This window comes from Gordonia sp. ABSL11-1, assembly GCF_030315685.1.
Lineage (GTDB): Bacteria > Actinomycetota > Actinomycetes > Mycobacteriales > Mycobacteriaceae > Gordonia.
Window position 1 is genome coordinate 75,788 of record NZ_JASXSI010000021.1, and the last position, 12,574, is coordinate 88,361.

At 65.6% G+C, this 12,574-nt stretch carries 11 protein-coding genes; 9 read left to right on the top strand and 2 right to left on the bottom strand.

All coding sequences use genetic code 11. The features are described from left to right. The first annotated feature begins 143 nt into the window (after nucleotides 1–143). The 9 genes from QSJ19_RS20510 (at nucleotide 144) to QSJ19_RS20550 (ending at nucleotide 11,190) form a co-directional block, all read left to right on the top strand. Nucleotides 144–1,781: an aromatic/alkene/methane monooxygenase hydroxylase/oxygenase subunit alpha gene (locus tag QSJ19_RS20510; RefSeq protein WP_286322848.1), complete on the top strand. Its 1,638-nt coding sequence runs from the start codon at nucleotides 144–146 to the stop codon at nucleotides 1,779–1,781. Between the two features lie 152 nt (nucleotides 1,782–1,933). Beyond that, the gene (locus QSJ19_RS20515) at nucleotides 1,934–2,980 is read left to right on the top strand and encodes a 2Fe-2S iron-sulfur cluster-binding protein (protein WP_286322849.1); all 1,047 of its coding nucleotides are present in this window, start codon (nucleotides 1,934–1,936) and stop codon (nucleotides 2,978–2,980) included. Nucleotides 2,981–3,080: 100 nt separating this feature from the next. Beyond that, entirely contained in the window at nucleotides 3,081–4,187 is a 1,107-nt protein-coding gene (locus tag QSJ19_RS20520; RefSeq protein ID WP_286322850.1) for an aromatic/alkene monooxygenase hydroxylase subunit beta, read from the top strand. A gap of 8 nt (nucleotides 4,188–4,195) precedes the next feature. Beyond that, on the top strand, nucleotides 4,196–4,534 hold the full coding sequence (gene mimD / locus QSJ19_RS20525) for a propane 2-monooxygenase effector subunit MimD (RefSeq protein WP_286322862.1): 339 nt from the start codon (nucleotides 4,196–4,198) through the stop codon (nucleotides 4,532–4,534). A 130-nt stretch (nucleotides 4,535–4,664) separates the two neighbouring features. Continuing rightward, complete coding sequence (locus tag QSJ19_RS20530; protein WP_286322851.1) at nucleotides 4,665–5,711, top strand: amidohydrolase family protein; 1,047 nt, start codon at nucleotides 4,665–4,667, stop codon at nucleotides 5,709–5,711. Beyond that, on the top strand, nucleotides 5,708–6,478 hold the full coding sequence (locus tag QSJ19_RS20535; protein ID WP_286322852.1) for an iron-sulfur cluster assembly protein: 771 nt from the start codon (nucleotides 5,708–5,710) through the stop codon (nucleotides 6,476–6,478). The genes QSJ19_RS20530 and QSJ19_RS20535 overlap by 4 nt, the downstream gene beginning before the upstream one ends. After that, nucleotides 6,475–7,500, top strand: a complete 1,026-nt coding sequence (locus QSJ19_RS20540; RefSeq protein WP_286322853.1) for an NAD(P)-dependent alcohol dehydrogenase — start codon at nucleotides 6,475–6,477, stop codon at nucleotides 7,498–7,500. The genes QSJ19_RS20535 and QSJ19_RS20540 overlap by 4 nt, the downstream gene beginning before the upstream one ends. A gap of 67 nt (nucleotides 7,501–7,567) precedes the next feature. Further along, nucleotides 7,568–9,217 carry a chaperonin GroEL gene (gene groL / locus QSJ19_RS20545; protein ID WP_286322854.1) on the top strand — a complete coding sequence of 550 codons (1,650 nt, stop codon included), beginning with the start codon at nucleotides 7,568–7,570 and terminating at the stop codon, nucleotides 9,215–9,217. A 185-nt stretch (nucleotides 9,218–9,402) separates the two neighbouring features. Beyond that, nucleotides 9,403–11,190 carry a sigma-54-dependent Fis family transcriptional regulator gene (locus QSJ19_RS20550; RefSeq protein WP_286322855.1) on the top strand — a complete coding sequence of 596 codons (1,788 nt, stop codon included), beginning with the start codon at nucleotides 9,403–9,405 and terminating at the stop codon, nucleotides 11,188–11,190. Between the two features lie 283 nt (nucleotides 11,191–11,473). Here QSJ19_RS20550 and QSJ19_RS20555 read toward each other — a convergent pair whose 3' ends face one another. Both QSJ19_RS20555 and QSJ19_RS20560 read right to left on the bottom strand, forming a co-directional pair. Beyond that, a complete protein-coding gene (locus QSJ19_RS20555; protein ID WP_286322856.1) occupies nucleotides 11,474–12,127 on the bottom strand; it encodes an HAD family hydrolase in 654 nt (217 codons plus the stop codon). 200 nt (nucleotides 12,128–12,327) lie between these two features. Beyond that, nucleotides 12,328–12,546, bottom strand: a complete 219-nt coding sequence (locus tag QSJ19_RS20560; protein WP_286322857.1) for a hypothetical protein — start codon at nucleotides 12,544–12,546, stop codon at nucleotides 12,328–12,330. Between the last annotated feature and the right edge of the window lie 28 nt (nucleotides 12,547–12,574).

Below are 12,574 nucleotides of genomic sequence, written 5' to 3' on the forward strand. Positions count from 1 at the left end.
GCCACTGTCGGACCGGCCCGGCGGACCCCGTGTGGCCCCTGTCTCACAGTGAGACGCGTATGACCTGACTCACACTGTTGTATCAGAGGCGCTCCAGCCCAGCAGGCCGGCACCTCGTCGGCCTTCTCACGAGGAGGCGCACATTGAGCAGGCAGAGCTTGACCAAAGCACATGCGAAGATCACCGAGTTGTCGTGGGAACCCACCTTCGCGACACCGGCCACCCGGTTCGGCACCGACTACACCTTCGAGAAGGCCCCGAAGAAGGACCCTCTCAAGCAGATCATGCGGTCCTACTTCCCCATGGAGGAGGAGAAGGACAACCGCGTCTACGGCGCCATGGACGGCGCCATCCGCGGCAACATGTTCCGCCAGGTGCAGGAACGGTGGCTGGAATGGCAGAAGCTGTTCCTCTCGATCATCCCGTTCCCTGAGATCTCCGCGGCTCGTGCGATGCCGATGGCCATCGACGCGGTCCCCAATCCCGAGATCCACAACGGACTCGCCGTGCAGATGATCGACGAGGTTCGTCATTCGACGATCCAGATGAACCTCAAGAAGCTGTACATGAACAACTACATCGATCCGGCCGGCTTCGACATCACGGAGAAGGCGTTCGCCAACAACTACGCCGGCACCATCGGTCGTCAGTTCGGCGAGGGATTCATCACGGGTGACGCGATCACCGCCGCCAACATCTATCTGACGGTCGTCGCCGAGACCGCGTTCACCAACACCCTGTTCGTCGCCATGCCGGATGAGGCCGCGGCCAACGGCGATTACCTGCTGCCCACCGTCTTCCACTCGGTGCAGTCCGACGAGTCGCGACACATCTCCAACGGCTACTCCATCCTGCTGATGGCCTTGGCCGACGAGCGCAATCGTCCGCTCCTCGAACGCGACCTGCGCTACGCGTGGTGGAACAACCACTGTGTCGTCGACGCGGCGATCGGCACGTTCATCGAGTACGGCACGAAGGACCGGCGCAAGGACCGGGAGAGCTACGCGGAAATGTGGCGTCGGTGGATCTACGACGACTACTACCGCAGTTACCTTCTCCCACTCGAGAAGTACGGCCTCACGATCCCGCATGACCTCGTCGAGGAGGCCTGGAACCGCATCACCAACAAGCACTACGTGCACGAGGTGGCCAGGTTCTTCGCCACCGGCTGGCCGGTCAACTACTGGCGGATCGACGCGATGACCGACAAGGACTTCGAGTGGTTCGAGGAGAAGTACCCCGGGTGGTACAACAAGTTCGGCAAGTGGTGGGAGAACTACAACCGTCTCGCCTACCCCGGCCGTAACAAGCCGATCGCGTTCGAGGACGTCGACTACGAGTACCCGCATCGCTGCTGGACATGCATGGTGCCCTGCCTCATCCGCGAGGACATGGTCACCGAGAAGGTCGACGACCAGTGGCGCACCTACTGCTCGGAGACATGCTACTGGACCGACGCCGTCGCGTTCCGCGGGGAGTACGAGGGCCGGGAGACGCCGAACATGGGTCGTCTCACCGGTTTCCGCGAATGGGAGACGCTGCACCACGGCAAGGATCTCGCCGACATCATCAAGGACCTCGGCTATGTCCGCGACGACGGCAAGACACTGATCCCGCAACCACACCTGGATCTCGATCCGAAGAAGATGTGGACGCTCGACGACGTCCGCGGCAACGTCTTCAACAGTCCCAACGTGCTGCTGAACGAGATGTCGGACGCCGAGCGCGAAGCGCACGTGGCCGCCTACAAGGCCAATCGCAACGGGGCAGTTCCCGCCTGACGGAGCCCCGTCCCGGTGGTCTCGATACGCGTCGTCTCGCGCCGCTCGGCGTCACTACTCGACTCCCTCCGCTGGTCGAGTAGCGGCAAGCGAGCGGCGCGAGCCCGGCGCGTATCGAGACCACCCCACCAGCCACCCGAACAGGAGATCCAGTGGCCGACACGCATCGAATCAACTTCGAACCCGTCGACATCGAGATGGAGGTCACCGAGGACGAGACCATCCTCGATGCCGCGTTCCGGCAGGGCATCCACCTCATGCACGGATGTCGTGAGGGCCGGTGCTCGGCGTGCAAGTCGTACATGCTCGACGGGGACGTCCAGATGGACGACTACTCGACGTTCGCCTGCAACGACGCCGAAGAGGCCGAGGGGTACGTACTCCTCTGCCGGACTTATGCTTACAGCGACTGCGACATCGAGCTGCTCAACTTCGACGAGGACGAGTTGCTCGGCGGCGCGCCGATCCAGGACGTCCGCACGCGGGTCGCGGCGATCGAGCCGCTGACCCGGGACATCGTGTCACTGCGCCTCGACGTCGTCGAACCGGCGACCTTCGAGTTCAAGTCCGGCCAGTACGTCGACCTCTTCGTCCCGGGCACCGACGAGAAGCGCTCGTTCTCCATCGCGACCACACAGCAGACGCCGGACAAGCTCGAGTTCGTCATCAAGAAGTACGCAGGGGGCCTCTTCGCCGGGATGTTGGAGGACGGACTCTCCGTCGGCGACGAGATCATGGTCAACGGTCCGTACGGGTCGTGCACGCTACGCAGCGGCCACGTGCTGCCGCTCGTGGCCATCGGCGGCGGCGCCGGCATGGCGCCCCTGCTGTCGTTGCTGCGTCACATCAGCGAGAACGAGATCAACCGACCGGTCCGCTTCTACTACGGCGCACGCACCGCCTCGGACCTCTTCTACCTCGACGAGATCGCCTCTCTCGGTGCGAGAATCGCCGACTTCTCGTTCACCGCGTGTCTCTCGGAGTCCATGGCGGACCTGCCTGCCGGCGTGCAGGTCGTCGAAGGGAACGTGACCGCCATCGTCGACGGACGCGAGCCGGACCTAGCCCGAACGGAGGTGTATTTCTGCGGTCCTCCACCGATGGTTGACGCGGCGCTCGCGCTCGCCGAGACGCATTCGGTGCCCCGCGATCAGGTCTTCTACGACAAGTTCACCAGCCCGGCCTTCGACGGGTCGTGATCGGTCGACCATCGCGACACCTGCAGCCCAGCCAGCCCACCCTGCTCACCGGCCACCTCATGGCCGGGTCGAGCGGGCCGAACGACAAGGAACGAAAGGCATGTCAGCACCAGCAGCACCGCGGGAGCGCAGCTTCCCCTCCATCGAATTCACCGACGCCGAGGCCGGCGCCAAGGAATTCCCGAGCAGCAAGAGCCGGAAGTACAACTACTACGAGCCGGCGAAGAAGCGCGCCACCACCTACGAGGATGTCACCGTCGACGTGCAGCCCGACCCGGAGCGGCACCTGACGCAGGGCTGGATTTACGGCTTCGGTAACGGTCCGGGCGGCTATCCGCAGGAGTGGACCGCCGCGAAGTCCAGCAATTGGCATGCCTTCCTCGATCCCAACGAGGAGTGGGACCAGACGATCTACCGGAACAACTCGGCGGTCGTCCACCAGGTGGACCTGTGTCTGCAGAACGCGAAGCGCGCCCGCGCCTACGACGTGTGGAACAGGCCGTGGCTCAAGTTCATCGAGCGCAATCTCGGTGCCTGGATGCACGCGGAGAACGGCCTGGCGCTCCATGTGTTCACCTCGATCCAGCGGTCCGGGCCGACCAACATGATCAACACCGCCGTCGCGGTGAACGCCGCCCACAAGATGCGATTCGCACAGGATCTGGCGTTGTTCAACCTCGACCTGGCCGAGGCGGAGGACGATTTCGACGGCAGCGCCCACCGCGACGTGTGGATGAACGCACCCGAGTGGCAGCCCGTACGGGAGACGGTGGAACGACTGACGGCGGTCGGCGACTGGTGTCAGCTGCTGTTCGCGACGAACATCGTCTTCGAGCAACTGGTGGGTTCACTGTTTCGTTCCGAACTCGTCATGCAGGTCGCCGCGGGCAACGGCGACTACATCACGCCCACGATCGTGGGCACCGGCGAGTACGACTACGACCGCGATCTCGCCTACACACGCAACCTGTTCCGCATCCTCACCCGCGACGAAACGTACGGCGAGTCCAACAGGGCCCTGCTCAACGAGTGGCTGGCCGAATGGGTCCCGCGGAGCCTGGAGGCGGCCCGGGCGCTGCAACCGATCTGGTCGCAGCCGGCCGACAAGCCGGTCACCTTTGCCGCCAGTCTCGACGCCGCGATCGCCAAGTTCCGCAGCGTCCTCGAATCCATCGACGCCGACATCCCCGAGGAGTTGAACCAGTGAGCACCAGTATGCAATTCGGAGCCGAGACCGAGTTCTCCAACATGTGCGGTGTGACGCTCATGAACACGCCGATCGGCCGCGTCGTCGCCGACGTCATGGGCGCCAAGGACGGGGTGGAACTGACCGAGTACCCGTCGATGATCCGCGTCGACGGGGTCAACCGCCTCGACTTCGACTACGACGAACTGACCGACGCCCTCGGCCAGGACTTCGACGGGTCGGTCTTCGAGGAGATCAGCTCCACGCACTACGGGCGCATGGTCCACCTCGACGACCGCACGATGCTGTTCGCCAGCCCGGAGGACGCCGCCGAGTTCATCGGCTTCGACCTGACCGCCTCCTCCTGATCCTCACCGCCCGGGGGTGACTCCCACACCCCCGGGCGGTGATCTCCACCGGCCCGGGTGTCCGTCAGTCCCGGTCACCGTCAGTCCCGGTCTCCACCAGCACAGCCCCAGTAGAGAGCGAGTGAGAAGCATGTACGAGAAGAACGGCGACAAGTACTTCATCGTCGACGCCCACGTCCACCTGTGGGACGGTCGTGAATCCAATCAGCGCAACATCCACGGCAAGCAGTTCATCGACTGTTTCTACGACTATCACAAGAATCTCAGCCCCGAGGAACAGGTCTGGGACTACGACACCTACTGCTATTACGGGCCGGACCGCCTGATGCGGGATCTGTTCGAGGAAGGCCCGGCCGATCACGCGATCTTCCAGGCGACGATCCTCTCGGAGTTCTACAAGACGGGATTCGCCCAGGTCGATCAGTCGCTCGAACTGTGCCGGTCGCACCCCGATCAGCTGACCTACAACCATGCCTACGATCCTCGCCACGGCGAGTTCGGCCTGGAGCAGCTGCGCCGTGACGCGGAATCGATGCACCTGCAGGGCGTCAAGCTCTACACGGCCGAGTGGTACGGCGATTCCCGCGGGTACAAGCTCGACGACCCGTGGTCGCGCCGCTACCTCGAGGAGTGTATTGCGCTGGGGATCAAGAACGTCCACGTGCACAAGGGTCCGACCATCCGGCCGCTGGACCGGGACGCGTTCGACGTCGCCGATGTCGACAAGGTGGCCACCGATTACCTCGACCTGAACTTCATCATCGAGCACGTCGGCCTGCCGCGGCTCGAGGACTTCTGCTGGATCGCCACCCAGGAGTCGAATGTGTACGGCGGACTGGCCGTGGCCATCCCGTTCATCCACACCCGCCCGAGGTACTTCGCCCAGATCATCGGCGAGCTCCTGTACTGGATCGGCGAGGACAAGATCCTCTTCGCCTCCGACTACGCGCTGTGGACCCCGCAGTGGCTGGTGGAGCGTTTCGTCGACTTCCAGATCCCGGAGGACATGACGGAGTACGCGCCGATCACCGTGGAGCAGAAGAAAAAGATCCTCGGCCTCAACGCGGCGGCGCTCTACCCGAACATCAAGGTGCCCGACGAACTGCAGATCCCCACGGATGCCGCGAATCCGGGTGTGGAGGTGGCGGCGGGCGCCAAGGATGCGGTGACGGCATGACCGCTCTGGCCCCCGGCGACGCCCGGCCGACGACGATCGAGGACGAGGTGCTCGCCGCCCTCGCCACGGTCGTCGACCCGGAACTCGACGAGCCGATCACCGATCTCAACTTCGTGCGGTCGATCCTGATCGACGACGCGGGCGTCACCGTGCACCTGAGGCTGCCCACCTCGTTCTGCTCGCCGAACTTCGCGTATCTCATGGCATCCGACGCCCAGGACGCGCTGCGCCGCGTCGACGACGCCGGTCTGGTCCGCGTGGTGCTCGACGACCATCACGACAGCGACAAGATCAACGCCGGACTGGCCGCCGAGGCAGGCTACGTGGGGACCTTCGGCGTCGAGGCCGACGAGGGTCTCGACGATCTGCGGGAGATCTTCGTCCGCAAGGCCCACACGGCGGCGATGGAACGATGCGTGTCAGATCTGCTGGCGCGCGGAGAGATCACCCTCGACGACATCTCGCACCTGACCGTCCGGGATCTGCCACCGGGCCCCAAGAAGGCCGCGCTGATGCGCCGACGTGTGAACGCGGGACTGAGTCTGTGCCCCAACAGTCATGTCCTCGTCGACGAGGACGGTCGTCCCGTCGCCGCCGACGATGTCGCCATGCATCTGAGATTCGCCCGGTCGGTGCGCATCTCCATCGAGGGCAACGGCCATTTCTGCCGCGGCCTTCTCGCCACCCGCTACGCCGACGATTCCGACTGCGACGGTCGCAGCGGACCCGTCGTCACCAACCACAGATCCGAGAGGAGCGCATCATGAAGGCCGTCCAGGTGGTCGGATACCACGACAAACTGCAGCTCAACGAGATACCCGATCCGCAGATCACCGGCCCGCTCGACGTCATCGTCAGGGTCGGCGGGGCGGGTGTGTGCCGCACCGACCTGCACATCCTCGAGGGTCAGTGGGCCGAGAAGAGCGGTGTCGCGCTGCCGTACACGATCGGTCACGAGAACGCCGGCTGGGTGCACGCCGTCGGGGACGCGGTCACCAACGTCGCCGTCGGCGACACCGTGATCCTGCATCCGCTGATCACCTGCGGCCTGTGCCACGCCTGCCGCGACGGTGACGATGTCCATTGTGAGAACAGCGATTTTCCCGGAATCGACACCGACGGCGGCTACGCCGAGTACCTGAAGACGACGGCCCGCAGCGTGGTGGCCATCGACGAGTCCCTCCAGCCGGCCGACATCGCCGCGCTCGCCGACGCGGGACTGACCGCGTATCACGCGGCGGCCAAGGTCGCGCGGATGACGCGGCCGGGAGACACCTGTGTCGTGATCGGCGCAGGCGGTCTGGGGCACATCGGAATCCAGGTGCTCGAGGCCATCTCCGGCGTGACCATCGTGGTCGTCGACCGCACCCCGGCTGCCGTCGAACTCGCGGTGGAGGTCGGTGCGCATCACGGCATCGTCGCCGACGGGACACACGTGGACCGCGTACTCGAACTCACCGACGGCAAGGGGGCCGAGGCCGTCCTCGACTTCGTCGGCGAGGGTGGTGCCACGGCCGAGGGCATCGCGATGCTGCGCCGAGCCGGCAACTACTTCGTCGTCGGATACGGCGAGAACATCGACGTCCCCACCATCGACGTCATCTCCACGGAGATCAATTTCATCGGCAATCTCGTCGGGTCGTACAACGACCTGACCGAGCTGATGACGCTCGCCGCGCAGGGCAAGGTCACCTTGCACACGACCAAGTACCCGCTCGACGACTTCCAGCAGGCCATCGACGATCTCGACGCCGGGCGCGTCCGCGGGCGCGCCATCCTCATCCCCTGACCGACGCGCCCGCCGGTCAGCAGCTCGTCACCAGCCCGTCACCATCGAACACGAAAGGCACGATCCCATGGCAAAAGAGTTGCGCTACAACGCCGAAGCGCGGCTACGACTCGAACGGGGCGTCAACGCCCTCGCAGACGCAGTCAAGGTCACCCTCGGACCGAAGGGCCGCAACGCGGTCCTCGAGAAGCTCACCGGACCACCCACCATCACCAACGACGGCGTGACCATCGCCCGTGAGATCCAACTCCGGGATCCCTTCGCCAACATGGGTGCCCAATTGGTCAAAGAGGTCGCCATGAAGACCAACGGTGTCGTCGGCGACGGGACCACGACCGCAACCGTTCTCGCGCAGGCGATGGTCCGCGAGGGCCTGCGCGCCGTCGACCAGGGCGCGAACCCGATGCGTGTGCGGCGCGGCATCGAACGGGCCGTCGCGACCGTCATCGAGTCGCTGTCGGATCAGGCCGTGCAGATCGGCGGACGCAGCGACCTCGAACGCATCGCGAGCCTCGCGGCCAGTGACGACGAGGTCATCGGCGCGGTGATCGCGTCGGCGGTCGAACACGTCGGCAAGAACGGCGTGATCACGACCGAGGAGAGCGACACGCTCGGACTGTCGGTCGACGTCGTCGACGGCATCGAGTTCGACCACGGCTACATCTCGGGATACATGGTCACCGACCACGAGCGGATGGAGGCGGTCCTCGACAACCCGGTAGTCCTCCTGACGAACAAGAAGATCACGTCGGTGCAGGAGATCATGCCGGCGATCGAGTCCGCGAAGCGGGCGGACCGCCCCCTGCTCGTCCTCGCCGAGGACGTCGACGGACCGGCCCTGCAGCTGCTCGTCGGCGGCAACATGCACAAGACGATGCAGTCCGTGGTCGTCCGTGCACCCGGCTTCGGGCACCGTCGCGTCGCCGAGCTGGAGGATCTGGCGGTCGCCCTCGGCGGCCACGTCATCGCCAAGGACACCGGGCTCGAACTGTCCGAGGTCTCGGTCGATCACCTCGGCACGTGCGATCGGGTGACCGTCACCGAGAACGAGACGACCATCGTCGGGGCCCACGGCGACCAGGCGCTCGTCGATGCTCGGGTCGCTCAGCTGGAGGCACAGCTGTCCCGTGCGCGGATCGACGCCGACCGCGACAGCCTCGAACTCCGGGTCGCGCGACTCACCGGACGGGTCGCGGTCATCCGCGTCGGTGGCGTCACGAGCGTCGAGCTCAAGGAGCGCATGCTGCGCGTCGAGGATGCGCTCGCCGCCACACGGGCAGCGGTCGAGGCCGGGATCGTCTCGGGCGGCGGCACGGCCCTCGCGCAGGCCCATCGAGCTCTGGAGGTTCTCACGGCCGATGGCGACGAGGCGGTCGGCATCGACGTCGTCCGCCGATCGCTGGCCGAACCACTCCGGTGGATCGCCACGAACGCCGGATACGAGGGCGACGAGGTCGTCAAGGTGGTGACCGGACTGCCGATCGGACACGGTTTCAATGCACTCACCGGCGAGTACGGCGACATGTTCGACGAAGGCGTCATCGATCCCTGCAAGGTGACGCGGGCGGCGCTGGAGAGTGCCGCGTCGATCGCCGCGCTGCTGATCACCACGGAGACCGCCGTCGTCGAGGAGGTATTCACCCACCCCGGGGCGATCGAGGCACCCGGTTTCGGTGACCTGGCAGAGGGGATGGTGCGACCCTCGAACATCTACTGACCGGCCCCCGGCACGTGCGCCGGCAGAGCTGGGCCGGCCGCGATCCGAACGAGGAGATGTTCGCGGCGTTGATCGCGGCCGGCCCTCCCCACCGACCCACTTGCTCGTCGACCCACCAGGGGTCGCCGAGTCCGATAGACTCAGACCGATGTGAGATCCACATCACAGAGGAGTTCGTCAGTTCTGTGAGTTCTCAGCCCACCTCCCAGACCGAGACGCCCACCGAGATCGCCGCCGCACGTGAACGCTTTCTGACCGACGACAACATCTCCGCCGGAGTCCGCGAGAGCATCTCCACGTCATGGCGCCGGTCCCGCGCGTTCAACGTCCATGCCGACCGTCTCGAGTTGCCGTTCGTCCGCGAACCCAACCTCGAGAGCCCACTCGTGTCCGCGGCACGACCGATCATCCGACAACTCGCCGACGACCTCTCCGCCGAGCCGGTCAGCATCATCCTGACCTCCTCGGACGGCGTTGTCCTGTCCCGGGCGACCGCCCATCGACCGCTCGGCCGCATGCTCGACGAGGTGAGCCTCGCGCCCGGATACAGCTACAGCGAGGAACACGCCGGGACGAACGGCATCGGGACCGCGCTGGAGAACCGACAAGCCACCCTCGTCCGCGGATCGGAGCACTACGCGAGCCTCCTGGCGGACCTGTCGTGCGCCGGCGTTCCGATCGTGCACCCGGTGTCGGGGGCGGTCATGGGCGCGCTCGACCTGACCGGCCTCGCCGACGACGGGGGCCCGCTGCTGCTGTCGCTGGCGAAGTCGGCGACAGCACAGATCGAGCAGCGGATGCTCTCGCAGGCGAGCGAACGCGAGTCACGACTGCTCAACGCGTACCTGGCGACCTGTCGTCGTGCACCGCAGATGATGGTCCTCGCGATCGCGGGCGACGTCGTCCTGATGAATCAGCGACTGCGCCTCGCGGTCGACCCGCAGGACCAGATCTCGCTCCTCGAGCACGCCGTCGATCAGACGCTCGACGCGACGGCGTCGCGGCTGGTGAGCACCATGGCCAGCGGGCGCGCGGCCCGGTTGTCACCGGTCCCCGAGTACTGGGACGAGCGGTCGGGCATGGCGGTCTTCCATGTGCACATCCTGGATTCCGGTGAGCGCCTCGAACCGCGGACGCCGACGCGACGTGCCGGTTCTGGCCTGCCCGGTGTCGTCGGACGCAGCTCGTCGTGGCAGCAGTGCTGCGATCGGGTGGCCCGCCATGTCGGTGTCGGCGAATGGATCGCCGTCGCCGGAGAGACAGGCACCGGGCGGTCGACGGTGCTGCGCGCCAGTGCCACCCGTGCGCGCGGCAGTGTCCGGGTGTTCTCCGCTCAGGACCTCCGGGTGCCCGAGATCCTCGACGCACTCGCCGTCGAACTCGACCGCGACGACTTCAGCGTCGTACTCCGCGACATCGACACCCTCGACGGGCCGACCCTGGCGCATGTCGCGAGCATGCTGCAGGGCAGGGAAAGCGCCGGATGGGTGGGTGTCACTGTCGGGCACGTGACCGTCGACGCCCTGCACGACGCGGACGCGGCGGCGATCCTGTTACCGTTCTTCTCCCACACCGTCCCGATCCCTCCGCTGCGACATCGGATCGAGGACCTGCATGATCTGATCCCGACGTTGCTGCGCCAGCTGACCCGGGGACGCGAGCTCACCGTGTCCGCGGAGGCGATGAGATCGCTCAGCAAGTACAGCTGGCCGGGCAACGTGGCACAACTGCGACAGATCCTGCGCGAGATCGTCACCCACCAGAGGTCCGGCGTCATCGATGTCCATCAGCTGCCACCGTCGTGCCGCTCGCTGAGCCGGCACACGCTCACCCGGATCGAGGCCCTCGAGCGCGACGCCATCATCCGCAGTTTGGAGGAGAACGGCGGTAGCAAGGCGACCGCCGCTGCCGCGCTGGGCATCTCCCGCGCGACGATCTACCGCAAGATCAAGGAGTTCGGCATCGACGTCTGAGCGCGCCCCGCCGACCGTGCCCAGGAATTCGCCGACCGTGCCCGGTCGCGTCGATCGGAGCGTCGTTCATCATTCACCGATACCCGTGCTCGGCAACGGCTTCCGCGACGACTCGATGTGCATCGGCGATGCGGTCGTGCCGTCGTAGCGTGTCGGCGATCTGTGTCGGATGACAACGCATCTGTGAGTGTTGACAGGATTCTGGGAGTGGAGACTCTGCAACCAGCACTTGCGGCCGTCACGCCGGGTTCGGTGTGATCTTGATGGCCCCGTATGCCGTCGTTCAGATGGTGCTTCGGAGTGCGGTAGCTATGGAGGCAAGCACCTGCGAAGTGGTTCGCCCCGTGAGCGTCGGCGCCCACTGCTCGGTCCAGGGTCGTCCGTGCGTCACCCATGCCGTCGCCAGGCTGGCTGCCCGTGCTCCGGTCATGTCAGCGTCGACATGATCACCAACCATCCACGCAGCTCCTTCGCTCCCGGCGATCTCCAGTGCGGCGGTGAAGATCCGTGGGTCTGGCTTCTTGCAATCGAGTTCTCCCGAAATAGCGCTCCCGGCAACGATGTCTGAGAGCCCAGTACGCTCGATCTTCATCCGCTGCTGTCGAGAACCCCCATTAGTCACAATCACCAGGCGTTGACCCATTTCGGCTAGCTCACCGAGCTGAGTGAGGACGCCGGGATAGCACTCGATGTGGTCCACGTGCTCGTAGAGCAGTCGGGTAACCAGATCATCGACGTCGGCGGTGTCCGGTTGAAGCCTGTCGATGATCATCGACGCCAGCGCAGCCCTGGGCGTGTATCCGTGTGCGTCGGCTCGGATAAGCCACTCGACGTCGGGCAAGTCGCCGCCCCACGAGCGGACTGCGTCGGCAGCCCAGTGAGCAAAGGCGCCATCTCGATCCACGAGAGTGTTGTCGAGGTCGAGAAGTACCGGCATGGACAGATTCTAAGGGGCCGACTGTCGGTACTGGCCGCCGCGCGGACCCCCACCGGTTGTCGGCCGTGACAACTGATCTGAGACAAGAGCTACCGAAGCGGTCGCGCAGTCAGCCCGATGACATGTGGCGTCGGACCGGATCTGCATGCCGGGCCTGATCGGTGGTGGGCTGCTCCCAGGTACATGTCACCGAGTCCCAGTTAGAGTGGCAAACTCCCATTTCCGTTGTCATCCGACAGAGCGGCAACGGACCCGGCGGCAAGTGTAGCCTCGGCGTTCTCGACGTGGGCGGTACCGAGTTGGTCGGCGTCGGCACGGATGTCGCCGGCAACCGCGGCCGCGGCCACGACGATCATCTGCGCCCGCCGTTCACCGACCAGGCCGATGATCTCGGCGAACTCCTCATCAATCCCGTCCACGATCAATCCTCGATACCTCCGGTACTAG

Excerpts from the sequence above, each read along its gene's own strand:
- QSJ19_RS20520 (WP_286322850.1), top strand. The coding sequence starts at position 3,081 with ATGTCAGCACCAGCAGCACCGCGGGAGCGCAGCTTCCCCTCCATCGAA.
- mimD (WP_286322862.1), top strand. The coding sequence starts at position 4,196 with ATGCAATTCGGAGCCGAGACCGAGTTCTCCAACATGTGCGGTGTGACG.
- QSJ19_RS20530 (WP_286322851.1), top strand. The coding sequence starts at position 4,665 with ATGTACGAGAAGAACGGCGACAAGTACTTCATCGTCGACGCCCACGTC.
- QSJ19_RS20535 (WP_286322852.1), top strand. The coding sequence starts at position 5,708 with ATGACCGCTCTGGCCCCCGGCGACGCCCGGCCGACGACGATCGAGGAC.
- QSJ19_RS20540 (WP_286322853.1), top strand. The coding sequence starts at position 6,475 with ATGAAGGCCGTCCAGGTGGTCGGATACCACGACAAACTGCAGCTCAAC.
- groL (WP_286322854.1), top strand. The coding sequence starts at position 7,568 with ATGGCAAAAGAGTTGCGCTACAACGCCGAAGCGCGGCTACGACTCGAA.
- QSJ19_RS20555 (WP_286322856.1), bottom strand. The coding sequence starts at position 12,127 with ATGCCGGTACTTCTCGACCTCGACAACACTCTCGTGGATCGAGATGGC.